The 25,836-nt window shown below is 43.8% G+C and carries 25 protein-coding genes; 1 reads left to right on the forward strand and 24 read right to left on the reverse strand.

The window, feature by feature from the left end:
* Positions 1-13 precede the first annotated feature (13 nt).
* From BIV59_RS06035 to cymR, 18 genes are all read right to left on the reverse strand, one after another.
* A complete protein-coding gene (locus BIV59_RS06035) occupies positions 14-601 on the reverse strand; it encodes a hypothetical protein (protein ID WP_139194319.1) in 588 nt (195 codons plus the stop codon).
* A 277-nt stretch (positions 602-878) separates the two neighbouring features.
* Positions 879-1,136 (reverse strand): SunI/YnzG family protein, encoded by a 258-nt coding sequence (locus tag BIV59_RS06045; RefSeq protein WP_071350565.1) that lies wholly within the window; start codon positions 1,134-1,136, stop codon positions 879-881.
* A 159-nt stretch (positions 1,137-1,295) separates the two neighbouring features.
* Positions 1,296-1,772 (reverse strand): transcription elongation factor GreA, encoded by a 477-nt coding sequence (greA, locus tag BIV59_RS06050; RefSeq protein ID WP_071350566.1) that lies wholly within the window; start codon positions 1,770-1,772, stop codon positions 1,296-1,298.
* A 326-nt stretch (positions 1,773-2,098) separates the two neighbouring features.
* On the reverse strand, positions 2,099-2,734 hold the full coding sequence (gene udk / locus BIV59_RS06055) for a uridine kinase (protein ID WP_071350636.1): 636 nt from the start codon (positions 2,732-2,734) through the stop codon (positions 2,099-2,101).
* Positions 2,735-3,019: 285 nt separating this feature from the next.
* Entirely contained in the window at positions 3,020-3,658 is a 639-nt protein-coding gene (locus BIV59_RS06060; protein WP_071350567.1) for an O-methyltransferase, read from the reverse strand.
* Positions 3,659-3,814: 156 nt separating this feature from the next.
* Complete coding sequence (mltG, locus tag BIV59_RS06065; protein ID WP_071350568.1) at positions 3,815-4,963, reverse strand: endolytic transglycosylase MltG; 1,149 nt, start codon at positions 4,961-4,963, stop codon at positions 3,815-3,817.
* Positions 4,964-5,257: 294 nt separating this feature from the next.
* A complete protein-coding gene (locus BIV59_RS06070; protein WP_071350569.1) occupies positions 5,258-5,542 on the reverse strand; it encodes a DUF1292 domain-containing protein in 285 nt (94 codons plus the stop codon).
* A gap of 10 nt (positions 5,543-5,552) precedes the next feature.
* Positions 5,553-5,978, reverse strand: coding sequence for a Holliday junction resolvase RuvX (gene ruvX / locus BIV59_RS06075; RefSeq protein WP_071350570.1), 426 nt, complete (start codon positions 5,976-5,978; stop codon positions 5,553-5,555).
* A 3-nt stretch (positions 5,979-5,981) separates the two neighbouring features.
* Positions 5,982-6,251, reverse strand: coding sequence for an IreB family regulatory phosphoprotein (locus tag BIV59_RS06080; RefSeq protein WP_071350571.1), 270 nt, complete (start codon positions 6,249-6,251; stop codon positions 5,982-5,984).
* Positions 6,252-6,329: 78 nt separating this feature from the next.
* Complete coding sequence (gene alaS, locus BIV59_RS06085) at positions 6,330-8,969, reverse strand: alanine--tRNA ligase (protein ID WP_071350572.1); 2,640 nt, start codon at positions 8,967-8,969, stop codon at positions 6,330-6,332.
* A 369-nt stretch (positions 8,970-9,338) separates the two neighbouring features.
* Positions 9,339-10,430, reverse strand: coding sequence for an AI-2E family transporter (locus BIV59_RS06090; protein WP_071350573.1), 1,092 nt, complete (start codon positions 10,428-10,430; stop codon positions 9,339-9,341).
* 107 nt (positions 10,431-10,537) lie between these two features.
* The gene (locus tag BIV59_RS06095) at positions 10,538-10,726 is read right to left on the reverse strand and encodes a hypothetical protein (RefSeq protein ID WP_071350637.1); all 189 of its coding nucleotides are present in this window, start codon (positions 10,724-10,726) and stop codon (positions 10,538-10,540) included.
* Between the two features lie 25 nt (positions 10,727-10,751).
* Positions 10,752-11,219, reverse strand: a complete 468-nt coding sequence (locus BIV59_RS06100; RefSeq protein ID WP_071350574.1) for a PRC-barrel domain-containing protein — start codon at positions 11,217-11,219, stop codon at positions 10,752-10,754.
* Positions 11,220-11,507: 288 nt separating this feature from the next.
* Positions 11,508-13,922, reverse strand: coding sequence for an SF1B family DNA helicase RecD2 (gene recD2, locus BIV59_RS06105; protein ID WP_071350575.1), 2,415 nt, complete (start codon positions 13,920-13,922; stop codon positions 11,508-11,510).
* A gap of 28 nt (positions 13,923-13,950) precedes the next feature.
* Positions 13,951-14,622 (reverse strand): tetratricopeptide repeat protein, encoded by a 672-nt coding sequence (locus BIV59_RS06110; protein WP_071350576.1) that lies wholly within the window; start codon positions 14,620-14,622, stop codon positions 13,951-13,953.
* Between the two features lie 624 nt (positions 14,623-15,246).
* Complete coding sequence (mnmA, locus tag BIV59_RS06115) at positions 15,247-16,362, reverse strand: tRNA 2-thiouridine(34) synthase MnmA (RefSeq protein WP_071350577.1); 1,116 nt, start codon at positions 16,360-16,362, stop codon at positions 15,247-15,249.
* 20 nt (positions 16,363-16,382) lie between these two features.
* Entirely contained in the window at positions 16,383-17,525 is a 1,143-nt protein-coding gene (locus BIV59_RS06120; protein WP_071350578.1) for a cysteine desulfurase family protein, read from the reverse strand.
* A gap of 66 nt (positions 17,526-17,591) precedes the next feature.
* Positions 17,592-18,011: a cysteine metabolism transcriptional regulator CymR gene (gene cymR / locus BIV59_RS06125; protein WP_071350579.1), complete on the reverse strand. Its 420-nt coding sequence runs from the start codon at positions 18,009-18,011 to the stop codon at positions 17,592-17,594.
* 184 nt (positions 18,012-18,195) lie between these two features.
* Here cymR and BIV59_RS06130 point away from each other — a divergent pair, with 184 nt between their 5' ends.
* On the forward strand, positions 18,196-19,476 hold the full coding sequence (locus BIV59_RS06130) for a replication-associated recombination protein A (protein WP_170846097.1): 1,281 nt from the start codon (positions 18,196-18,198) through the stop codon (positions 19,474-19,476).
* A gap of 65 nt (positions 19,477-19,541) precedes the next feature.
* Here the strand turns inward: BIV59_RS06130 and BIV59_RS06135 are convergent, their stop codons facing one another.
* The 6 genes from BIV59_RS06135 to BIV59_RS06160 form a co-directional block, all read right to left on the reverse strand.
* Entirely contained in the window at positions 19,542-20,462 is a 921-nt protein-coding gene (locus tag BIV59_RS06135) for a DMT family transporter (RefSeq protein WP_071350581.1), read from the reverse strand.
* Positions 20,459-20,872: a MerR family transcriptional regulator gene (locus BIV59_RS06140; RefSeq protein WP_071350582.1), complete on the reverse strand. Its 414-nt coding sequence runs from the start codon at positions 20,870-20,872 to the stop codon at positions 20,459-20,461. The genes BIV59_RS06135 and BIV59_RS06140 overlap by 4 nt, the downstream gene beginning before the upstream one ends.
* A gap of 276 nt (positions 20,873-21,148) precedes the next feature.
* Positions 21,149-22,123 (reverse strand): nuclease-related domain-containing protein, encoded by a 975-nt coding sequence (locus tag BIV59_RS06145; RefSeq protein ID WP_071350583.1) that lies wholly within the window; start codon positions 22,121-22,123, stop codon positions 21,149-21,151.
* A 132-nt stretch (positions 22,124-22,255) separates the two neighbouring features.
* Positions 22,256-22,807, reverse strand: coding sequence for a hypothetical protein (locus BIV59_RS06150; RefSeq protein ID WP_071350584.1), 552 nt, complete (start codon positions 22,805-22,807; stop codon positions 22,256-22,258).
* Positions 22,808-22,901: 94 nt separating this feature from the next.
* Positions 22,902-24,839, reverse strand: a complete 1,938-nt coding sequence (locus tag BIV59_RS06155) for a ribonuclease YeeF family protein (protein ID WP_071350585.1) — start codon at positions 24,837-24,839, stop codon at positions 22,902-22,904.
* 421 nt (positions 24,840-25,260) lie between these two features.
* Positions 25,261-25,599 carry a DUF5412 family protein gene (locus tag BIV59_RS06160; RefSeq protein WP_071350586.1) on the reverse strand — a complete coding sequence of 113 codons (339 nt, stop codon included), beginning with the start codon at positions 25,597-25,599 and terminating at the stop codon, positions 25,261-25,263.
* Between the last annotated feature and the right edge of the window lie 237 nt (positions 25,600-25,836).

The following is a 25,836-nucleotide window of genomic DNA, read 5'->3' on the forward strand; positions in this document are numbered from 1 at the left end:
GCAGCTCTTTAGTTCAATCTTTAAATTCTACTGACTTCATCAATTTTAAAAATCTTTCCTCGCTTTGCCTGGAACCTGCTGTGCATTTCCTTTGTTGATCCATACAGGAATCTGAAGCCACATAACTAATGGCTTTATCACTTTTATTCGATTTGATATAACTAAAAAATCTGTGGTCTGCATTTCCTTTATATGTGAACGTATTTTTAGCATAATAAAGGGTTTTTTCACCATCATTGATTTTTTTATATTCACCCTCGTAATCGGCATAACTGGAAAGCTGGGCTAAATTAGCCTCAATATTTCTTGAAACAGCTCTATTATCAAATGTGATTTTATATTCATTCATGATATTTGACTCTTCGCTGGATTCACTGAATTCATAGGTTTCAAAAAAGTCGCCATTTATTTCAGTACTTGATTCTGAAATCGAGGCATCTGCTGGAAAAAGCATCGTATAGCCATTGGTTTTTGACTGAAGCTGATAATATCCTTTTTCTTTTTCTTTAGGGGACATCAAGTACTCTTTTGTATAGGCATCGCTTAAAGCTTTTGCTTTTGGCAATGCTTTTTTTCCGGCTCCATCGTTGTTCTGATTCATCACGCAGCCTCCTAACGCAAGTAAAATTAAAATGAGGATCCACATATGTATGCTTTTTTTCAAGATAGCGTCCCCTTTCAAGAATATGAAAAGCTCATATTCCATTACTACCACATATTCCCACAGGGGTACAATGAAACACACAACATTCTGACAATAACAAAACTTTTTACCCAGAAGAGAATATCAGGGATAGGCCTATTACCGTTGTGGATTCTGCGAAATCCTTCAAAGCGGCTAACAAAAAACACCCCTCCGCTGCCGGAGAGGGGCACTGTCATTTCACTTCTGTTTGAAGGATCCTGAGGAATTTAGGGCTCTCGTTAGTGAACACAAGGTACTTGTCATGCCGGGTCTCAATGAGCAGGCGATCTGTGCTGGCATACGGAAAACCTAGCCTTACAGTGGCAGATGGATCGCCGGCATAGGTATCATCCTGCTTAATAGAAAGAATGTCATTCTTCGGAATTTCAATATGTGACAGCTGCCATTTTAAAATAATGAAGTCTTCTTTATCCATGATTTCTACAGTCATTGCAATTGCCCCCTTAATATTTTATCCCGCATAAAACATAGTACCATATTTTTACAAAAACAAGGAGTCTTCCTTGCATAAACAACAATCATGAAAGGGCCTTCATGGTATTCAGGCAGAAAAAAAGCGGAGCAATCAGGCATCGCTCCGCTTTTCATCTTATTTAATTGTAACGATTTTCACTGTCATATCTCCGCCTGGAGTCAAGACTGTAACCGTGTCGCCTACTTTTTTGCCCATAAGGCTTGCAGCGATTGGAGAGTCGTTTGAAATCTTGCCTTCAAACGGATCCGCTTCTGCACTTCCGACGATTGAATAGGTTTCTTCGTCGCCATTTGGAAGCTCAACAAATGTGACCGTCTTGCCAAGTGTTACTGTATCTGAATTCGTATCGCTCTCTTCAATGATCTTTGCATTGCGGATCATGTTTTCTAAAGTGGTGATACGGCCTTCAACAAAAGCCTGCTCGTCTTTTGCAGAATCGTACTCAGAGTTCTCGGAAAGATCGCCAAAGCTTCTTGCGATTTTAATTCTTTCCACAACTTCTTTCCTTTTTACCGTCTTTAAGTTTTCAAGCTCTTGCTCCAGTTTCTCTTTTCCTTCTTTTGTCATGGGAAATACTTTTTCTATAGCCAAAACCCTTCACTCCTTCAAGTCCTCCGCATCCCGCCTTAGCAGCATGCGAAATATTATGTAGTCAGCTGCCTGAGCAGCCATTAATCGTCCGGACGCGTAAAGCATCAGGTCCATACAGCGGAGAATACATAAGTGCGCGTCCTTACTGAAGGGCGCGCATTGACTAAGGAAATACCTTAGTTTATCAGCTGCATCTTTTAACATGCAGACAGCTTAATGATTCTGTTTCTTAAGATAGAGTATTTCCTTTTCCGGAATTTGTCCAGTATTTAACAGAAAATAAAATAAATAAAAAAATATCTCTTACCTTTATCTATGCCATGTTATTACAAAAATGACTTTTGTTCAAGGATGGTTTGAATTTTAGTCACCATCAGGTCAATGGCAACATGGTTATGGCCGCCTTCTGGAATGATGATATCAGCATACCGCTTTGTAGGCTCGATGAATTGGTTGTGCATCGGACGCACCACGTTCACGTACTGGTCAATGACAGAATCCATTGATCTGCCGCGTTCCTTAATATCACGGGACATTCTGCGGATAATGCGCAGGTCGGCATCTGTATCGACAAACAGCTTGATATCCATTAAATCGCGGAGACGCTCATCCTCTAAAATGAGAATGCCCTCAAGGATGATCACTTCTTTTGGGTCTACCGTGATAATTTCTTCTGCCCGTGTATGGATGGAATAATCGTATACAGGCTTTTCAATCGGCTCATACTTCAAAAGCTTATGGATATGTTCGATCAATAAGTCGTTATCAAACGCAAGCGGATGGTCATAATTCGTTTTAAGGCGCTCTTCATATGGAAGGTCGCTTTGATCTTTATAATAATAATCCTGTTCAAGCATCAAAATGGAATGCCCTTTAAAGCTTTCAAAAATTGCTCGTGTTACACTTGTTTTACCAGAACCCGATCCCCCGGCTACACCGATTACTACAGGTTTATTCCCCATGTTCGTTCTCCTTCCGATTCTCTCCAGGCTTGTCTGTCCAAAGGAATCTCTGTCATGTTCCTTTTTTAAGCACCTGATCTGCATGCTGGGCACAGTGTTCAATTCCACTTCATCACCCGTCAACACGGTCATGGATCCTGTATGAATCCTTATTGGGTAAGGATTCTACTTGCGAAATCGAAACGAGTCTTTTTGCTAGGGTTCCCAAACTTGGATGGATTATACTCCCGGGGATCCAAGTAAAAAAACTGTTCTTCCTTCGTTTTCCACTGCCGAAACTCACCTTTATTTACGCTTTGAGATGGCCACTCCGTCTCCAATAGGAAGAATCACTGTATGATATTCCGGATGATTCATAAGCCATATGTTATAATCCTTTATTTTACGGACTAAATTGCGAATCCGTTTTGGTTCAATTTCTTCTTCATTCCGAGCAACCAGGCCTTTAAAGAGAACATTGTCCGTAATAATGATGCCATCACGGTTTAGAAAGGCTTCATAAAGTTCAAAAAAACGCTTATATTGCCCTTTAGCTGCATCAATGAAGATGGCGTCATACATATGGAGGCCTGCTTCTTCACCGGTCTCAAGCGCGTCGCCTTCAATAAGCGTGATATCTTCCTGCTTGCCCATTTTTTTGATATTTTCACGTGCAAGCTGGGCCCGTTCTCCGTCTCTTTCAATGGTCACGATTTTCGTGCCAGGAAGGGCGTCTGACATCCTGAGTGCTGAATATCCTATGGCAGCCCCTACTTCAAGGATCCTTTCAGGGTTTTGCAGCCTTAGTATCTGCAGCAAGGCCTCCATGCCTTCCGGCTCCATGATCGGTACTTGATGTTCTTTTGCGTACTCCTCCATTTCGGCAAATTCGCCGTTTCTGGCCGGGAGCAGGGAATGAAGATATTCCTCCAGATTCTCCTTCAAGCTGATTCCTCCTTGGCTTATGTAACACTCTTTCTTTCTATCGCAGAAAAAACCCGGCAGCGGCCGAGCAGGACATTATTCTGAAAAAAATCACTTTGACTATTTTACCACAAAAAGAGGGAGAAAGTGAATATCTCTCCCCCAAAAGACGAATGATTAATTTTTGTCAGTAATATGCTCTGCCTTTAAACGATTATGTTCAGCAAGAGTTTTCGAATAGAGGACCCTTCCGTCTCCTGTTGCAAGGAAATACAGATAATCTGTTTTAGCAGGCTTTAAAGCTGCCTCAATGGATATCTTTCCTGCATTTGAAATCGGCCCGGGAGGCAATCCTTTATTTTTATAGGTGTTATAAGGAGACAGAACTTTAAGGTCTTTGTAAAACACCTTTTTCTGGTGCTGGCCTTTTGCATATAGCACGGTCGGATCGGTCTGCAGCGGCATGTCTGCTTTAAGGCGATTATAAAAAACAGAAGCTATCTTGCTGCGGTCCACCTGCTCCGTTGCTTCTTCCTCTATTAATGAAGACATCGTCAAAAGCCTGTGCGGAGTGAATTTCTTTGCCTTCATATCATTTTGGTAAGGACGAAGTGAATCATCTGTTTTTTTGAGCATTTGGGAAACAATTTCATCCAGTGAAGGTTTTGTTATGTAAAATTCGTATGTGGAAGGATACAGATATCCTTCTAACGGATACATCACGTTTTTATTGTAGATTTCATCCTTCAGCAAATTCGGATATTTTTCCCTCATCTTCAGTACGAATGCTTTATTGTTCATCTCTTTAAATACTGTATCCGGCTGCCGGCCTGTTTTATCGGCAATGATTCCCGCAATCTGCACCAGCTGCTTGCCTTCTGGAATCGTAATTTTCAGCGCAGCCTGCTTCATGACCTTCCCGGTTTTGATGCTGCTGACAATTTCCTTAAAATTCATGGAAGGTGACAGCTTATACTTCCCTGCCTGGAATCCGGCTTCGTTGCGGAACTTGATGTAATACTTAAATACACGCGCGTTTTTAATGATACCTTTGCTTTCAAGTATCTCTGAAATTCCTCCGATTGAAGAATTGATCGGGATTTCAACTACTTTGACGCTCTTATCATCTGGATTTGCCGGCTTAAGCGCCGAACTGACGTAAAAGTACCCTCCTATGCCGATAGCGGCTCCAAGAAGCACAATCACAGCAACAACAATCAAAATGACCTTCCTCACTACACGCGCCTCACTCTGGCGCTCCAGCAAGCCATCCCGTATGTACTGCTTCTTCGTTATCTTATTTTTCTCTTTATCATCCATTCCCATTACCCCCTGCACGTCCAAACATTCACGCACCTGCAGTCCTTCTGACAGGAAGCCTGCTCGATTATTATACTAAAAACAGCCAAAAAATACATACAAATCACAAAATAACAGCAAATCCAGCAAATTTCACTCCTCTATTAATGACAAACAACCCCGCACTTTGTCAAGAAAACGTTTTACATGCGGGACAAATACGGGGTCAGACCCCTAAAAATAGTACAAATTTCTAAAAATAATACAAATCAAGCGCATGAAAAAAGCAGGCTCATTTGTGAGCCTGCTTTTTCTGCTTTGTTACTCGCCTTCTTCTTCTTCAAGGTAAGTGTTCAGCATTTCTTCGATCATGTCCCATTCTTCGTCCGTTTCAACTGGAGATAGCTCTCCGTCTTTGTTGTCTTCGCTTGGAACGAATGATGATGCGTGGATCTCGATTTCTTCTTCATCATCGTCAGCAGAGATCGGGTAGTATAGTACATAAGATTTTTTGAATTCATCAGAGTCAAATGTGAAAAGAACCTCACAAAGCTGTTCGTTTCCGTTATCGTCTACAATTGTAATATTATTTTCGCCATGTTCCATATTATTCACCTCATAATGTATTGGCTTGTCTGTCAAGGAATCCCTGAAGAATCATGACAGCCGCCATTTTATCAATTACTTTCTTACGCTTGCTTCTGCTGACATCCGCTTCTAACAGCACCCGTTCAGCAGCCATTGTCGTAAGGCGCTCGTCCCAGAGGAAGACAGGAAGCTTGAACTTTTTCTCCAGGAGCTTGCTGAACTCCTGGCTTGCTTCCGCCCGCGGGCCCTCTGTTCCGTTCATATTCTTAGGAAGGCCGACAACGATTTTGGACACCTCATGCTCTTTGATGATTTCCCCTAATCGCTTAATGCCGAAATTCCTTTGATCTGCATCAATTTTCACGGTTTCTATACCCTGTGCAGTCCAGCCCATCGCGTCGCTTACCGCAACGCCGATGGTTTTTGAACCTAAATCAAGTCCCATAGTGCGCATGTATTATTTTCCCTCTCGATGGTGCTTCAAATACGATTTAACCAATTCCTCGATGATTTCATCCCGTTCCAGCTTGCGGATGATGTTTCTGGCATCCTGGTGGCGCGGAATATAGGCCGGGTCACCTGACAAAAGATACCCTACAATCTGATTGATAGGATTATAGCCTTTTTCCTGAAGGGCATTATGCACCTGGAAAAGGACCTCTTTTACATCTTGTTCAAACGGTTCTTCGGGAAAATTGAATTTCATCGTTTTATCAAAGGAACTCATATAATGCACCTCTCTTTTTGCGTTCAACAGCAAGAACGGGTTCGGACTCCTGATTCAATTGTACAACACTTCCTATGCTTATGATATGGATTTTACCCATTCCTCAACAAAATTAAGCGCTGCATCCAATTTTTCGGGATCTTTTCCGCCTGCCTGAGCCATATCCGGGCGGCCTCCGCCTCCGCCGCCGCAGCGGGAAGCCACTTCTTTGATCAATTTGCCGGCATGATAGCCTTTTTCGATATAATCCTTTGTAACTCCTGCAATAAGATTCACTTTTTCTCCTTGTGCAGAGCCTAGTACTATAATGACAGAATTCAGCTTCTGCTTCAAATCATCAGCCATTGCACGAAGATTATTCATATCTGTTCCCTGTACGTTAGCTACAAGCACCTGTACGCCGTTGATTTCCTTCACGCTGGATACAAGATTAGCTGCTTCAATGTTGCTTAGCTTTGAAGACAGGCTTTCATTTTCCCGCTGAAGGTCCTTCATTTCGCCAAGGATGCCGTCAATGCGGACAGAAAGATCTCTCGGGTTCGCCTTCAATTTTGCACTGGCTTCCTTAAGCAGGGAGATTTGGTCGGCCATTTGCTTATAAGCAGATGCACCAGTAACAGCCTCAATCCGGCGTGTGCCTGCACCAATTCCGCTTTCTGAGACAATCTTGAACAGCCCGATTACAGCTGTATTTGGCACATGGCATCCGCCGCACAGCTCAAGACTGTAATCCCCGATGCGGACTACCCGCACGACCTTGCCGTACTTTTCGCCGAACAGTGCCATGGCGCCCATGGCTTTTGCTTCCTCGATGTCTTTATAATTTATGTCCACATCAAGGCTTTGCCAGATCTTCTGGTTCACGATTTCCTCAATTTGATCTAACTCCTCAGGCTTAATTTGGCCAAAATGAGAAAAATCGAAACGCAGACGGTCCTTTTCAACCAAAGATCCTGCCTGATTGACATGTGTTCCTAAAACATCCTTTAAAGCCTGATGCAGAAGATGTGTGGCTGTATGGTTTTTCACTATGCCGCCTCTGTTTACCTGATCCACAACAGAAATGATTGTATCATCCTGCTTCAAGGTGCCAGCTGCAACACTGACTCTATGAAGATTTTGGCCATTCGGCGCTTTTTGGACATCAAGGACATTGAGCTTAACATCTTCGTTTACCATTGTGCCCCTGTCCGCAATCTGTCCGCCGCTTTCCGCATAGAATGGCGTTTCGCTCAAGATGACCTGAACCTCTTCCCCTTCATGCGCTTCAGTGACAAGCTCGCCGTTCTTAATAATGGCTGCCACGGTTCCTTCTGCTTCAAGCTTATCGTATCCGACAAATGTGCTTTCTGCCTTCACATCGCCTAACACTCCGCCCTGGATCTGCATAGAGTCCACATCCTGGCGTGCTGCACGCGCCCGCTCACGCTGTGCTTCCATTTCACGCTCAAAACCTTTCTGGTCGATCGTCATGCCGCCTTCTTCTTCAGCATACTCCTCTGTTAATTCAACAGGAAAACCGTATGTGTCGTATAGGCGGAAAACGTCTGCACCTTGAATGATGGTGCTTCCTTTTTCTTTTTCCTTTTTCATCACGTCAAAAAGGATAGCCAGTCCGTCATGAAGTGTTTCGTGGAATCTTTCTTCTTCATTTTTCACTACTTTAGCAATAAATTCGGCTTTATCCTTCACCTCAGGATAGAAATCATACATGATTTCTCCGACAACAGGAACCAATTCATACATAAACGGCCGGTTGATGCCGATTTGTTTCGCATAGCGGACAGCACGGCGCAGCAGGCGGCGCAGTACATATCCCCTTCCTTCATTTGACGGGAGAGCACCGTCTCCTACAGCAAAGGTAACAGTACGGATATGGTCAGCAATGACTTTGAACGCCGTATCTTTTTCATTCTCCACGCGGTACTTCTCGCCGGAAATCCCTTCAACAGCATGAATGATCGGCATGAACAAATCTGTATCGAAGTTTGTCGGAACATCCTGGACAACAGATGCCATGCGCTCCAGTCCCATACCTGTATCAATGTTTTTCTTTGGCAGCGGAGTGTAAGAACCGTCCGGATTATGATTAAATTGAGAGAACACCAGGTTCCAAACCTCAAGATGGCGCTCATTTTCTCCACCCGGATAAAGCTCGGGATCGTTCGAGTCGTCGCCGTAAGCAGGTCCGCGGTCATAGAAAATTTCTGTATTCGGACCGCTTGGGCCTTCACCGATATCCCAGAAGTTTTCTTCCAATCGGATAATCCGCTCAGCAGGAAGGCCGATTTTTTTGTTCCAAAGCTCATACGCTTCTTCATCTTCCGGGTGAATGGTTACAGCAAGCTTCTCCGGATCAAACCCGATCCATTTTTCATCAGTCAAAAATTCCCATGCCCATGTGATGGCTTCTTCTTTGAAGTAATCGCCGATTGAGAAATTGCCGAGCATTTCAAAAAATGTATGGTGGCGGGCCGTTTTTCCGACATTTTCAATATCGTTTGTACGGATCGCTTTTTGTGCATTTGTAATTCTTGGATTTTCCGGTATGACCCGGCCGTCAAAATATTTCTTCAGTGTTGCGACACCTGAATTAATCCAAAGCAAAGATGGATCATCATGCGGAACAAGCGGAGCACTTGGCTCAACATTGTGGCCTTTTTCTTTAAAGAAATCGAGATACATTTGGCGTATTTGTGCGCCTGTCAGCTTCTTCATCATTTTATCCTCCCTAAAATAGACACGTTGCGTCCCGTCCTGGCATGGGTTTGATGCAGCAAAAAAACCGCAAACAAAAAACTCCCATCCCCTGACAGGGACGAGAGTTAGCTCGCGGTACCACCCTGATTATGAGCCAAGTTGCACTCATCACCTTCATCATAGCCTTAACGCGGCGTAACGGCAGGTTTTAGCTGCACTCCGGACTAGCTTTCTGCTGTTCTTCATCTGGAATTCCTCTCAGCCATGGAAATTCCTCTCTTATGTGCAAAGCACGAAGATGGTCTACAGCATACTCGATCCTTCAACGATTTTTCATTCTTATGTATTGGATTATATTCACAACATCCCGCTTTGTCAACACCGCAGTTATTTTCCCCTGCTTCCTGCCGGGCCATACTTTGTGCGCTGAATAAAATGATATCTTGCATGAAGCACAAATACTTTGATCACGGCCAGGATCGGCACAGCCAGAATCATGCCGAAAACCCCTGATATTTCCCCTCCGACAAGCAAGGCGACCATAATGAAAATGGGGTGCATGTGAAGGCTTTTCCCGACAATTAGAGGAGAGAGAATATTTCCCTCTAAAAACTGAAGCACAAGCACGATCAGGATAACGAAAATCATCATCTTTACTGACATCGATGCAGCAATAAGGACGGCCGGCACCGCCCCAAAAATTGGCCCAAAATAAGGAATGACGTTGGTAATGCCGATAATGATCCCAAGAAGGAGCGGATATTTAATTCCAATCAGCCAAAACAGGAGCGCTGAAATGGCGCCTATGCTGATGCAAACAAGAATCTGGCCCCTGATATATCCCCCAAGTGATACATCCACATCCCTCAGGAAGGCCATCCCCTGTTTACGCCACTTTTTCGGAGTTAAGTACCAGGCCATTTTCTTTACCAGGGCAAAGTCCTTCAAAATATAAAAAGCAATAAAAGGTATCAGAGACAAAAGCACAATAAAATCAAATATTCTCATTAAATAACCCATCATAACACTCATCAGGTCATTCAAACGGCTTTCTAGCAGCTTCACACTATCCTCAAGGCGCTCATGAAAGCCAAAAGGCCAGGAAGCTGTCTTTTTCTCCAGAAGATCCATTAAGTAGCGGTACTGCCTGATCACATCTGGCGCACTGTCTGACAGCTCGCGAATCTGCGTGGTCATTGCAGGTATGCCTTTATATAAAGCAAGTCCCAGACCTCCGAAGAAAATCAGGTAAATAATCACAATCGACCATCCCCGCTTCATGCCCCTGTGATGCAGGATCTCGACGACAGGATGAAGCAAATAGGAAATAAACGCCCCGATAAACAGCGGCAAAAGCACCGTAAAACCTATCGTTACAACAGGCTTCCAGATTGGCTCAAGCTTCATGAAAATATAAAGGACAAAAAATAATAGCAGCAGAAAACCAAGCCGGTAAAACCACTTAAGCCGAATATCCATTGAATCCGCCTCCTGGCAGTAGTTTTTGTGACTTTATAGATTTTCATGCAAACCTCGGCCACTAATCGCGGATAGCATAAAAAAACCCGTCCATTGGACAGGATTTTTTACATGCCGAACATCCGATCATTTTCTTCAAACAAGTCATCAAGAGAGCTCAAGCTTCCGTCCTCTTCTACTTGATGAGTATTAATCATTCCATTTGACACGGACAATTCTATAAAACAATTCCAGCAATAATACTGGTTTACGCCAATTTTTCCGATATCCTTGCTTCTGCAATTCGGACATTTCATTTCCAAAGCAAACACCTCACAGATCTTAGACAGAAACAATAATGGCGTCCTTGCCTAATGCTGGAGGAAGCACGCATTCGACCATGCGCCGTCCCTCCGAAATTTCCGAAAAGAAACCATCTGTCGTTTCATATGCTACAATCGTGCCCATTTTTTCCTGGAAATATACGTCATGTAAAAGACCCAGCTCTTCTCCCGATTCTGTCATGAGCATTTTCCCAAACAAATGATCTCCGCTGAACTTTTTCAGATTCTGCGGACATTTTATCTGCCGGAGTGAGGAATCATACTCTTCAATCACTACTCCATGCTCTCCAAATGAATAAACCTGCCCGAGCGGGATATAATAGGTTTTCTTAAAAAAAGCCTGCTGATGGACAATCACACCCGCTACATGCCCGTCTCCTGAAATAGCCAGATCACATATCATGCCAACCCGCTCTCCATCCTTAGAATACACAGGCAGCCCTTTAATTAAAGAAAATGTGCACATCATCCCGCCTCCGTTCAAGTTTTTCTGTTACATCGCCCCTAAGCGCCTCTCTAAAAGCTTTACCATGATAGTATCCGTGATTTGCCTGCAAGAAATAAGGTGAAAGGTTTTCCATAGGGATCTGTACGAGTATTATTTTCCATACAAATGGATTATCACACCGGATTTACCCTTATTCGAGCCAAATTCATCATGATTAGAGCGAAATCCGGCATGAATCGAGCGAATCAGCCTTCATTAGAGCCAATTCAAAAAAGGACCACTATGTGCACAAAAAAAATGCCCCGCCTACATAAAGTCATAAGGCGTGACATTTCCCATTCCGATCATTGGATCTGTTTTCATGAGCGCTGCTGCGTAATCTTCAGCTGTTTCTGCCGAAATCTCAGCAGGTACGCTACCGTTATCCGTGTCCTCATTTTCATGCATGCTTTCCTGGAGCCGTGTGAGCAGCGTTGTTTTTCTTATTTCATTATTCCGCTCAACGCCCATGCGAAGGGCATCTTCTTCACCGCAAAGGATGAGGAATTCCTTGCTCCGGGTGATTCCTGTGTAAATCAGATTACGCCGCAGCATCCGGTAATAGCTTTTTACAACAGGAAGAATGACAATCGGGAATTCGCTTCCCTGTGATTTATGGATTGAACAGCAATACGCGTGGGTAATCTGCGAAAGCTCCTGTTTGGTGTAGCTGACCTCAATTCCTTCAAAGGAAATAATGGCCTTATCCACTGAATCTGTATTTTCCTTGGCAAAAAGGATAGAAACGATCTCACCCATATCACCATTAAACACGCCGTTTTCAGGCTGGTTAACGAGCTGAAGGACTTTATCACCTGTCCGGAAAATTACATCGCCAAACTTTAATTCTCTGCGCTTTTCATTTTTGTTGCTGTTAAAGACTTCCTGGAGCATTTTGTTTAAAGCGTCAATACCTGCAGGCCCCTTATACATCGGAGCCAAAACCTGAATGTCCCTTGCTGTGTATCCTTTTTTACGGGCATTCTGTACGACCTTTTCTATTACCTGTGAAATCTGTCCTGTACCGCATTTAAGAAACGAACGGTCACCCTGCTGCTTTTCCACATCAGGAGGAAGGCTGCCGCGCTTGATATCATGGGCTAGCTCAATGATAGAGGACCCTTCTTCCTGGCGGTAGATATGCTCAAGAGCCACTGTCGGCACACAATTCGACCCAAGCAGATCCTTCAGCACCTGACCTGGTCCGACAGAAGGCAGCTGGTCTTCATCTCCGACAAGAATCAGCTGGACATCATCAGGAAGGGCCTTGAACAACTGCTGCGCAAGCCAGGTGTCGACCATGGAGGTTTCATCAATGATGACAATCCGGCCATTGATCGGGTTGTCTTCATCATGGGAAAATCCCTCGCTTCCATTCCATCCAAGCAGGCGGTGAATTGTGACAGCAGGCAGCCCGGTTGATTCGGCCATCCTTTTGGCCGCCCGCCCTGTTGGAGCAGCAAGCACAAACGGAAAAGGATCATCTTCTTTTATGTAATCTTTTATCTCCATGGACACTCCATGAAGCTCACTGTATAATTCAACAATCCCTTTAATGACCGTAGTTTTCCCTGTACCGGGCCCTCCAGTCAAAATGAGCATCGGAGACTGGAGCGCCGTCTGGATCGCTTCCTTTTGCGCAGGGGCATAGTCTACACCAAGGCGTTCTTCAAGCTTTCCAAGTGCAAGCAGAAATTCAGACTCCGGAAACTGATCCTGATACTGGGTTTGCCCGAGAATCCGTTTAATATTGGTTACAATCCCTTTTTCAGAAAAATAAAGAGAAGGAAGGTAAACCCGCATACCATCCGTGATAATCTTTCCTTCTTCTCCCAGTTTGACGATTTCCGAGGAAATATCAGTAAACTCTATACGGTCCCGTTTATTTTCTTCCAAAAGTTTTTTGACACTCTCAAGGAGTGCCTCCGCTTCAAGATATGTATTTCCTTCCTGAAGGCACTGCGATTCTAGGGTATATAGACAGGCCGCCTTGATTCTGTCCGGATGGGAACCAGCTATTCCAAGCTGATATCCAAGCTCATCGGCACGCCCGAAACCAATCCCCTCGATATCTTCTACAAGCTTGTAAGGATTGCTTTGAAGCATGGAAACAGTGTCCTGCTTGTACATCTGATAAATCTTCATCGACAGCTGCGGGCCAAATCCATATTGATTCAGGGCAATCATCACCTGTTCGAGCCCCTGATGCTCAATCAGCGTGTCATAAAATGCCTTCGCCTTTTCGCCGGATAGCTTTGGGATTCCATCCAGCAGGGAAGGCTGTGCAAGGATTTTTGAAATCGCATTCTCCCCGACAGCCTCCACGATGCTTTCGGCTGTTTTTTTTCCGATTCCCTTAAAGAGATCGCTTGATAAATAATTAATGATTCCTTCTTTCGACTGCGGCATTTCTTTCCGGAAATGCTCGACATGAAACTGCATCCCGAACCGGGGATGCTCTTTTAAAATCCCGTAAAAGGTATAGGTCTCATCTTCATGAATACGAGGGAAGTAGCCTGTCACAACTGCTTCCTTTTCATCATAGTTCAAATTGGTCTCATCAACACGGATCCGCACAACCGAGTACATATTGCCTTCATTATGAAAAATAGTGACAAGCTGGCGCCCCTTCATAAACGGTTTTTCTTCTGAGAACAAATCCAGCGAATCCTGCTGTCCCATAGCGCTTCCCTCCTTCCATGAGAATGAATTAATTTTCTTCTGTATCAGAAAGCGACTTAACCAGCTTCACACCATGTGCTGCAAGCATATGGTCAGGCTGAACTTCAAGCGCTTTTTCAAAATACTCCAAAGCCTTCTCGGCATCTTCAAAATATCCGGCATAAGCAACTCCCAGATTATAATAAGCATCACCATGATTAGGATCCTGCTCTACAATCTGTTTCAGCTGATTAACCAGCTCATCATAAAGCTCAAGTCCAGCCAGGCTTAATGCAAACTGGAATCTTGCGTCAACATCGGCCGGATTCAATTCAACGGCACGCTGCAGATATGGCATGGCCAGCTTCTGCTGATCCAAAGACATGAGTGAAAGTCCCAGCATAAAGTATGCATCACTGTTATCCAGGCCATTTGAAACCGCCTTTTGAAACATTTCAGATGCCGCTTGAAATTTTTCTGTATCATAATATAAATTGCCAAGCGAATAATAAGCAGCCGCAGCTTTTTCATCAAGTCCGATAGCTTTTTGGTAAAAATTCTCCGCTTTATCAAGCTCGCCTACTGCGGTAAGCACATTCCCGAAATTAATATATGCCACAGGATCCTTCGGGTTTTCTTCAATCGCCTCTGAAAATACCTTCACAGCTTCTTCGTACTTGCCTTCTTGCATAAACTGAATTCCTTGCTGATTTTTATCCATAATATCTCACGCTCCAATTTTTCTACATTGAATTATACCATAAAATTAAAAAACAAAGCTCCCTCGAAGATGTGCTTCCTCATTTATAAAACGACACATCAAAAAAACCTCATTTAGATTTTAGCTCACTGAAAATCCTGCATTATTTTGATTGGCCGGTGACCTTCATAGATTCTGACACTATTAGAAACTGTTCAAAATCTCTTTTATTATTAAAAATCGCACTCGTTATTTTCCAGTTAATTGGATAATCGATTCAATTATGTTTCGATTAGAGTGAAATCCTGTCCCATTCGAGCCAGACTCCCAAGGATTCGAGCCAAACCGAAATTCCGGCCTGAAATAACTGCAACATATCCGGATCGTGAATCGGCCTCATAAATCCCATTCCGATAGATAATCCCCATTAAATAACAAAAAAAGCCAAATTCCTCAAGTAAGGAATTTGACTTTTTTAACGCAAAAGACTGATTGGAGCCTGTTTGCAAGACACCTGCGGGCTCAACGCACGCCCTGCGGAAAGCGAAGTATACCTTCGCTCCAATCAACCGGCCAATATAACAAAGTCTAAACTTTAAAGACTTTTTCAGCAGCCGCTGATGTCACTCAGGAGTTCGCCCGGTATTAACCCACATAGGTTAATTTTTTGCCGTCTTTAAAGATTTCATCGATCGTTCCGCCGCCAAGACATACTTCACCATCGTAGAAAACGACAGCTTGTCCTGGAGTGACTGCACGGCTTGGTTCGAAGAAAATCACTTCCACATCTCCGTCCTCTTTCACTTTGACAGTTACCTTGCTGTCCGGCTGGCGGTAGCGGAATTTGGCAGTGCATGTGAATTCTTTAGCAGGTGCATGGCCCGCCACCCAGCTTACATTCACTGCGTTAATGTAATCCGAGTAAAGTTTTTCATTGTCAAAGCCTTGTCCTACATACAAGATATTTTTCTTAAGATCTTTTCCAATGACAAACCATGGTTCCCCGCTTCCGCCGATTCCAAGTCCGTGGCGCTGGCCGATTGTATGATACATCAATCCGTCATGACGGCCCATGACTACGCCGTCAAGAGTTTCCATATTGCCTGGCTGTGCCGGAAGATAGCCGCTGAGAAATTCCTTGAAGTTTCTTTCGCCGATAAAGCAGATTCCTGTTGAATCTTTTTTTGCGGCAGTGGCAAGGCCTGCTTCCTGGGCCATTTTACGGACTTCTTTCTTATCAATTCCCCCAAGCGGGAACATCACTTTTTCCAGCTGGCTTTGAGTTAATTGGTTCAAGAAATACGTCTGGTCCTTATTTTCGTCCACACCGCGGAGCATTTTGTAGTCTCCATCGCGGAATTCCACCTGGGCATAATGGCCGGTAGCCAGATAATCCGCACCAAGGCTGACTGCATGCTCAAGGAAAGCCTTGAATTTGATTTCCTTGTTACACATAACATCCGGGTTCGGTGTTCTTCCTGCTTTGTATTCATCCAAAAAGTAGGTAAACACTTTGTCCCAGTATTGTTTTTCGAAATTTACTGCGTAATATGGTATGCCGATCTGGTTGCAGACGGCAATTACATCATTGTAATCTTCTGTTGCGGTGCACACACCGTTTTCATCGGTATCGTCCCAGTTTTTCATGAAAATCCCGACTACATCATAGCCCTGGTTTTTCAGCATGAGAGCTGCAACAGAAGAATCGACTCCACCAGACATGCCGACTACGACACGGGTGTCTTTTGGCGCTTTATTCATCTTTCTGCTCCTTTAATACTTTATTTTAACAATCTGCCAATGATTTTTGCGGTTTCCTCCGCTGCCATCCTTACTTGTTCTTCTGTATTATTCAAACCGAAGCTGAACCGGATTGAATTTTTCGTGCGTTCGGAGTTTTTTCCGAACATCGCTACAAGAACATGTGAAGGATCAATCGAACCGGCTGTGCAAGCAGATCCGCTGGATACTGCTACACCTGCCAAATCCAGGTTGACGAGCATCGATTCGACATTCGTTCCCGGAAAGCTGATGTTGATTACATGCGGCAGCGTATTTTCCAGTGAGCCATTCAGCTCATACCGGACGCCATGTTCATTCATAACAGAAAGCATAATGTTCTTAAATTCTCTGTACTGCTTAGCTTTTTCTTCTCTTGAAGCCTGGGCAATGGCGGCTGCTTTTGCAAAACCTGCTATCGCCGGCACACTTTCTGTGCCCGCTCTCCGCTTGCGCTCCTGATCGCCGCCATGAAGATGGGGCTGGTGTTTGACACCATTTTTCACGTATAAAAAACCAATTCCCTTAGGGCCGTTGATTTTATGCGCCGAAACAGAAAGCAAATCCACTCCGAGTTCATTCACATCCAAATCCGTTAAACCATAAGCCTGTACAGCATCAGTATGGAAATAAGCTGGGTGGTTCTTTAGAATCCTGCCTATTTCGCCGATAGGCTGCACTGCGCCGGTTTCGTTATTGGCATACATTATGGAAACAAGGATCGTATCCTCTCTTAACGCCTTCTTCAAGTCGTCTGGAGAAACGATTCCATCCTCGCCGACCGGCAGATACGTGACCTCAAACCCTGATTTCTCGAGAAAATGGCATGTATGAAGAATAGCATGATGTTCAATTTCGGTGGTAATAATATGCTTGCCCCTCGCTTGGCTGCTAAAGGCAATGCCGGTCAGTGCGGTATTATCTGCTTCTGTGCCGCCGCTTGTAAAAATGATTTCATTTTGCCCGGCACCTATGCTGCCTGCAATCACAGCACGTGATTCATCCAGAATATGGCGTGCTTGCCTGCCAAATGAATGGATGCTGGACGGATTACCAAAGTCTCCTTCCATCACCTTCATCATTGTACGTATGACTTCCGGGTGCATAGGTGAGGTCGCCGCATGATCCAAATAAATTCTTTCCACTTTTTTCAGCCTCCAATAAGAAAACCAGCCAGCACCCGGAAAAATCAAGCGCTGGCAGGTGTATCATTAAATATAATACATATACGAATCTTGCTCGCCGCTGTCATTATAATTGGCAAGGTCATCAAGCGTTGTGCTGTCTAAAACATCCTTTACAGCGTCTCTAATGCGGATCCAAAGCTGGCGCTTGACCGGCTCTTCATCCTCAATTCCTTCAACAGGGGTAATCGGACCTTCTAGAACCCGGATAATATCTCCGGATGTGATTTCCTTCGGATCGCGTCCAAGCACATAACCTCCGTAAGCTCCGCGGATGCTGCGGACTAGTCCTGCATTTCTAAGAGGTGCAATCAGCTGTTCCAGGTAGTGCTCGGACAAATCATGTGCATTGGCGATCGATTTCAGTGAAGTCGGCCCTTCTCCATGTTTTTTTGCAAGCTCAATCATAATAGTCAAGCCGTAACGGCCTTTTGTTGAGATTCTCATTGTTTTTACACCTCAATTTTTTTTGATGCTTAAAATCTATATATGTGATTCTTGGTTTAGTGTTTTAGAACCGCAGTCGGCACATGAAATTATAGCACACAACCGCCATAAATGCATTTCCCCTTCATTATATAGTATGATAAGGACAGAAACCTACTTGATTCCAGGAGAGGTGCTTATGAATATTAAACCGCTCGCTTTCCGTATGCGTCCCCATTCGATTGAAGATATCATCGGACAGGACCATCTGACAGGCGATGGAAAAATTATTAATCGCATGGTCAAAGCCAAACAGCTTTCCTCCATGATTCTATATGGTCCGCCCGGCGTCGGGAAAACATCGATTGCAAGTGCGATAGCTGGCAGCACCAAATTTGCTTTCCGCACGCTGAATGCCGTTACCAATAATAAAAAAGATATGGAAATCGTCGCAGCGGAGGCGAAAATGTCAGGCAGGGTCATCCTTTTGCTTGATGAAGTCCACCGTCTCGATAAGGCCAAACAGGACTTCCTGCTTCCCTATCTTGAAAATGGAATGATTACGCTCATCGGCGCCACAACAAGCAATCCGTATCATGCAATCAATCCCGCTATCCGGAGCCGCTGCCAGATTTTTGAATTAAAACCGCTTGAAACAGATGATATTGTGACGGCACTGGTGCGGGCCCTAGAGGATAGTGAACACGGTCTTGGCACTTATAAGACTGATGTCAGCAAGGAGGCACTCACACATCTTGCACAGGCTTCGAACGGAGATGTCCGCAGTGCGCTGAATGCACTGGAGCTTGCTGTCATTTCAACGGAACCTGATGAAGACGGGACAATTTCGGTAGATGTAAAAACCGCTGAAGAATGCATCCAGAAAAAGAGTTTTTCACACGACAAAGACGGAGATGCCCACTATGATGTGCTCTCCGCTTTCCAGAAGTCCATCCGCGGCAGCGATGTGAACGCAGCCCTGCATTATCTGGGCCGTCTAGCTGAAGCAGGCGATCTTGTCTCAATTGCCCGCCGCCTGGCAGTAATTGCTTATGAAGACATCGGCCTGGCAAGCCCGCAGGCAGGAGCGAGGACGCTTGCCGCCATTGAAACGGCTGAACGCCTCGGTTTCCCCGAAGCCCGGATTCCGCTCGCCAATGCCGTTATCGAGCTCTGCTTATCGCCAAAATCAAATTCTGCCATCACGGCCATCGATTCCGCCCTGGCAGACATCAGAGCAGGCAAAAGCGGTGATGTTCCAGATCACCTGAAGGACGCCCATTATAAAGGTGCAAAAGAACTCGGCCGCGGAATTGACTACCTATATCCGCACAATTATGAGAACGGCTGGGTCAAACAGCAGTATCTGCCAAACAAACTCCTCGGCAAACAGTACTATCAGCCCAAAAAAAGCGGCAAATTCGAGCAGGCTCTAAGTGCCGTATACGAAAAAATCGAAAAAGCCCCCCAATCCGGCAAACGCTGACCGGAATCGGGGGCTTTTTTTATATAAAAGGTTTCTGCGGATAAACCTTGGAGGATCCCTTCGGATTAGCTTTGCGGCACCGCTTTCCCTGAAGGTTTTTCCTTACGCTGCAGAATTCCCGACGCAGAGGCAACTCCTATGATAACCAGGCAGGCTCCAGACAGCTCGGCCATTGTAATGTGTGTACCGGTGAAAAATGAAATCAGCATAGTGACGACCGGGACGATGTTAAAAAACAGGGATGTTTTTGCCGCACCAATCTCTTTCATTCCTTTATTCCACCACAAATAGCCCAGCACGGTTGTGAAGATGCTCATACATGCAATCGCTACCCATACACCAATTGGGATCGAAGAAAAATGAATAGATTCAGAACTTGCCAGGGACACAGCAATCAGGCAGAAAGCACCAATTAACATGCTGTATGCGGCAGTTGCTAAAGACGTGCTGTTTTTCACAAAGCGGCGGCCATATACACCATAAAACGCCCAGCAGATATTTCCGCCTAAAATAATAAAATCACCTGCTGAAAACGACAAATTGGTCATCATTTTAATGGAGCCTTGAGTGAGAACAAAAAGGACACCACAAAGTGCAATACCCATTCCGGCTGCTTGCTGGAAACGGATTGTTTCCTTCAAAATAATCCGTGCTAGAATTGCTGTCACTAACGGATTGGTAGCCATGATCAGAGCACCGTTTAATGGAGATGTGAATTTCAGCCCTATAAAGAAAAGTGCATTGAATCCAAAGACCCCAATTACTCCGAGCACTGAATAAGACATGAAGTTACCCTTGATTTGCGAAGTCTTAATGCCCTCCCGGAATCCAAGGATAATCAGCATGATGGCAGCGGCCAAACCAAACCGGTATGCTGCAGCAAATGAAGCTGGAATATAAGCAATGGTGTATTTAGCCAAATTGAATGTTGCTCCGGTAAAAAGGGAAAAACCGAGTAACAAGAGATAAATTTTTGCATGCTTCATGGTTTTTCCACCTGCCCATCCATAAGGGAGTAATAAGTCTCAAGTTTGGATTTTGTCATCAAGATAATGGTATCCAGCTCTTTTCTTTGCTGCTCCATCTTTTCTAGATGCTTCGATAACAGTTTGATCCGCAAATTCAGCGAGGGCATGATTTCTTCTTTCGGCAGTGACTCAGTTTTCTCCAAAATACATCCATCCTGAACAAATTCCTGGATATCCGCCAGTGTCATACCCGTTTGCTTTAAGCTTTTTAAAAACTTCAGAAACGCAATATCCCCGTCTGTATAAAAACGCTGATTGCCCTGCCTTCTTTTAGGAGGCGGAAGTATCCCGGCCTTTTCATAATATCTTAATGTGTATGCACTGATTCCTGCCTGTTTTGCAGCTTCACTGATACTGAACAATTTCATCCCTGCTTTCCAATATTCTTACAATTAATCTACTACTTAGAGCAAACTCTAAGTCAATAGATTTTTATGAAAATGGGCTATTAATTGATTTTATTTAGGGGGTGAGCTGATTGGTACGCAGTTTTATCTTTATGAAGAAATGATTTTAGCGGAAATCATGCAGCTTTTCCCTAAAATCGTGCGACTTTGGACGAAAATCATGCAACTTTTAAAGGAATCGTGCAGCTTCTGAACAAAATCATGCAACGGCAATAAATAGAGAAAAATACAAACTCTTTAATTGTTAAGCAACCCCGCTAGGCTGTATCTTCTATCCTTAGTCGAACCTGTATAGGGAAGCTGCAAGGAAGAGAGCATTCTTGCTGCTATTGACGCTGAACTGATACCAAGAAATTCACGCAGCTCCTGGTTGCTAATCGTCTCTCCCCATAAAAGAAGGTAGTCCCGCAATGCATCTATATGGGCTTCTTTAGATGCTGCCCCGCATTGAGTACAAATCCATCTGCCGTACTCTCTTATCATTAAAAACGGAGAGCACTTTAGGCACACGGCTCCCTTAATGAGTTCATGTTTTGTGATTTGATATTTTTCCAAAACACTCCTGTTATCTGGGATTTGGTTTTTTAAGAGGATTTTTGAGAGTCTTGCAAGGGCTTTTTCCGTAAGTGCGTCATGCTTATGCTTGTTTTCGAGGTTTGATATTCTGCTGATGAGATTAGCGCTATGCGTGACAAGGCGTTTGACTTCCGCTGGGTTTTCAGGAGGCATGATGTAAGTGTAGGGATTGGAGATCACAACAAGAGTCTCTATGGGGATTTCGGAGATTTTCCGGATTTTCAGCCAATTTTTCAGCTGGAGCTGCTGACGTTTCACCTGTGTAAATGGATCCGGGAATGTTTCTTCCATATTGTTTATCTTTCTGACAAGCTGTTTAAAGGTTCGGTCAAAAAGCAGTGAACCGGAAAAATTCTTCACCCCTAGTATTAAAAAGAAACGGGTACACATTAACAAAGTATCTATCTGAAAAGTGTACTCTCCATCGGACAGCCTGATGTCATGGAAAATCCGTATTGATTTATCAGGAATCAGTCGTAAATAATAATCTAGCGACAGCTCTCCTTTAAAGCCCGACATTTTTCTTGAGAGCTCATCCTCCATTTCCTTTCGCTTTTCATGCTGGCCTGGGATACGCCTCAAAAGTGCTTCAAGCTTTTGAATATACAAGGGTGTGCTTTGAACTTTATTTATCAAGGCTCATTTCTCCTTTTAGTACCAATTATAAATCTCTCTGGTCATTGTGCATACAATTACTTTAAAAACCTTTCACCGTAAGCAAACAGGAAAGAAGCCCTTCCACAAAGAAGGGCCTCTCATCCAAATATATCAATGCGCCAATTCAGACTTGATTAATTCGCCAGTTGCAGTATCTATACTGAAATGCCAGGTGTTTCTTCCATACTTGTCTGATTGTGCAGGACTGCCCTCACAGACAACGGTTGGTTTTTTATCAACAGATGATAAATAGGAAAGCTTATATTCTGGAGGGGCAGCTGTTTCAAAAGCCAGTGTCCCATCTAAACGCCAGCCTATTAACTTGGTATTTCCCTGTCCGTCCGCGGCAATGGCCATTATAAGAGATTCCATGGTATACAATCTCGCATTTTCCAGGTGTTCACATTGAACCTCAATTATATTACCGTCATATTCCCAGGTGATCGATCCTGATGTTTTGTCATAGGCCAGGATTTCTTTTCCGTCAAATGTCAGGTAATGAATATTATTTTCGGAAAAATTTTCGCCGCATACAATGTATATATAGTTCTCTTCCGCATCTAAGTTGGCAAAGTTAATATTTGATAGTGCAACATGTACTTCTTTTCCCTCATATGTCCAGCCGGCACTTTCTAAATCCCAGGAAAAATCTATAATTTCCATACTCAAACTCCTTTATTTAATGGCTCTATTCAGCTTGTCTATTGATTTCCCTTCCCGTGCATAGGGGTCAACCGGCATCGAGCTTTAACAGAGCCTATTTATTAGGGCGAACTGAAACGATTTCGAGATACTTCATCTTGTCTTCTTTCCAGTCAAGCATGATTTGCAGCTGTGTGCCCCCGCCGGGCAGATATTTATCTGCCGCAAGGTCAATTTGCGGGCCAACCGGGCCTTTTAATACTGGCAGCTCCACTCCTTGTTTCACTCTGTATGTGACAACCTTGCCGAAATCTTCTTTCCAGTCCGATTTAATGGCCAGCTTATTTTTGGCATATTCGACACCCGAGATTGTGTCATATGTCCCGAAACTTCCTGGCTTATTTAATGGCTGTTTATTATCCAAGACCATTTCGAAGGTATCTCCGGATTTCAGGACAGATTTGACAGGAGTAAATCCTTCCGGCCATGGAGATTGCTCCTTAATCAGGTTAATATAAGAGTTTTTAATTTGTTCAACACTTTTATTCCCTTCTTTTGATGCTTCATAAAAGTCGTTCCACGTATTCCTCGAACCATGGTTTATGGCTTTTTCAATTTCGCCTCTTGTATTGATCCTGTCGTGCAACTCTTCTGCGGTAAGCGTGCCGTGCTTGTCTCTTAAATAATCCAGCCGGCTTTTCACAGGCCCCTTATCCAGCAGATCTGTTTCCACTTTAGCCATGGAAAGCAGCTGATTTTCTAATTCTGCACTGTTTACTGCATTAAAAGGTACACCTGATGCTGCCAAGGGCTTAGCAGGTGCATAGGGCAGCAGGCTGCGGATTGTCTTAGCCTTAGCAACTCCTTGAATAACGGCAGCCTTAGAAGTGGCCATGCCCGTTTTCGCAACCGCTCCTGCACCTTTCGTTCCGACAACAGATGATACGACAGTGCCAAGGGCGTAGCTTACCCAATGCGCCCGGGAATAGGCGTCGCCATGCACCATATCCCTCTCATACGAGTCAGAAATCGCCTTTGAAATATAATTATACGTTTTAATCGGGTGAGCAATTGCTGTGATTGTGCTTTCAATGGTTGCGCCAGGGTCTTTAACAAAATCCCAAATACCTGTCACCAAATCTTTTCCCGCATCGTAAAGGCCTGTGCCTATCCCTTTGGCGATTTCCGCATTCTGCTTGCTCATTTCGAGCTGTATAACAATTTGCTGCTGTTCAGGAGGCAAATTGTCCAGTCCAATAACGTTTGCAATTTCCAGGTATTCTTCTGTATTGGTTACAGTCGCAAGCTTCGCTTTTAAATCCTCAATCCGGCGTTTTTCCGCTTCTTCTTTCTTGATTTTCAAATAGGCCGTGTTTTCTTTCTTCCTATCCTGCAGCCCTTTGTACGCTTCACTATTTTGATAGGACTTGGCATCAAAGTATAGCGGAGAGACCTTCCCTCCTTTTGAACTGGATTCCCTTAGCTGCGCAAGCAGGGACACAATGGCAGCCTGGTCTGCCTCAGATTCTGCATATTCAGTTAGCCACCCGCTGTCCGTCTCATTTACCTTGTCTATCGTTTCGAAGCGTTTCCTGTCAGCCTCTGAAATTTGTTCCTGAAATTCCTCATCGGAGAATGGTTCCAGATGGATAATGTCTTCTATCCGGCTGAATATGGCCGTCAGATCACTTTTTTGGGCAGCGACAAGTTCCTTTGACTTCCTGTCTGCATGTGCGACTTCCCCTTCAAGAAACGGCACCTCAACAATGCTGTCCCCTCCGAGCTTAGCCTCTTCTGCATCTCCCTCTATTCCATTTAAAAAAGCAATATGCCGGTCAACAAGGGCTATCCAGGCATCTGCTGTGTCCATCTGTGCCCTGTAAAATCCTTTAATCGCCGCTGCACCATTCCCCTTCAGCTCATCATCCAGTTCCACGATGCCGCTGAATCCTTTTTTCAGTTCATTAAGCTGCTCTCTCAAATCGCGATATTGTTTGGAACGCTCCCCTGCAGCATGAATAAGTGCCTTTGCATCATAGATTTTCATTGACATCACGGAAAGTCCTTTCCAGTTTTTCGGCCGGTTATCTTAACTGGGAGAATTATTTCAATGAGAGGATTTTCATAGCTATGTTAATCTTGTCTGTTGAATTCTGCTGCAGATGCTCTCTATCAATCCATTAAGAGTAAAATCACCTGGACCTTGAACAGAATTAAATTTTTTGTCATTTTATAGTATATTAAAATCTTAGAAAAGATTTACCATTTTTGCAAGAATATAAAAGTGTTACCCAAATATTCAGGTATATTAAACCAATATTTTTCCTTATAAACCCATATTTCATTGTCACTGATTCCCAACTCCTGAAAATGGCACTATGGAGTTGAGCAGAAAAAGCCGGAAACGCTCGATAAATGACGTTTCCGGCTTTTTATTTTGTGTTTCACCCTAATAATACGGCCAGCCTATTAGGCTATTTTTTCCGAAAATCATAGGTGCTTTTTATGCTGACACTATCCCCATTTATCTGAAGATGCTCATTATCCAGCCAAGATAGTTTAAATTTTTCTCCAGGGAGTATAAATATAAGACTCTTACTATGATTCTTAAGATTTTCCATTTGTCCGATATAAGTATAATCTGTTCTTCCGAAAATACCTCCCCCGAGAAAAACACTTAATTTTTTATCTTTACCAGGCGAAACCAGCATATCTACTTTTTCAAGTTGTGATACATCGTATTTTGATAAATCTTTATTGCAGTAAGAGTTTATAAAGTACCAGGTGATTGTGATTGCGATTGTACATACCAATAAAATCCCATATCGTATTCTTTTTCATTGCATTTTGTCTCCTTTAATGAACCGTTTTATAAAAATTATATCAGAGCAGGCATTAGCCTCAGGATAGTTGATTGAATGTGAGATTGTGATTGCTGCTTCTAATGGCCCTATCAGCTGATACAGCACAGCATTAATCAGCCCTTGGGTTAGTTACATATGCAGCCTTCTTAGAAGGCTGCATGCCGGGCTGTTCGCTGCCGGCCCACT

Source organism: Bacillus sp. MUM 13 (genome assembly GCF_001866725.1).
Classification (GTDB): Bacteria; Bacillota; Bacilli; order Bacillales; family DSM-1321; genus Peribacillus.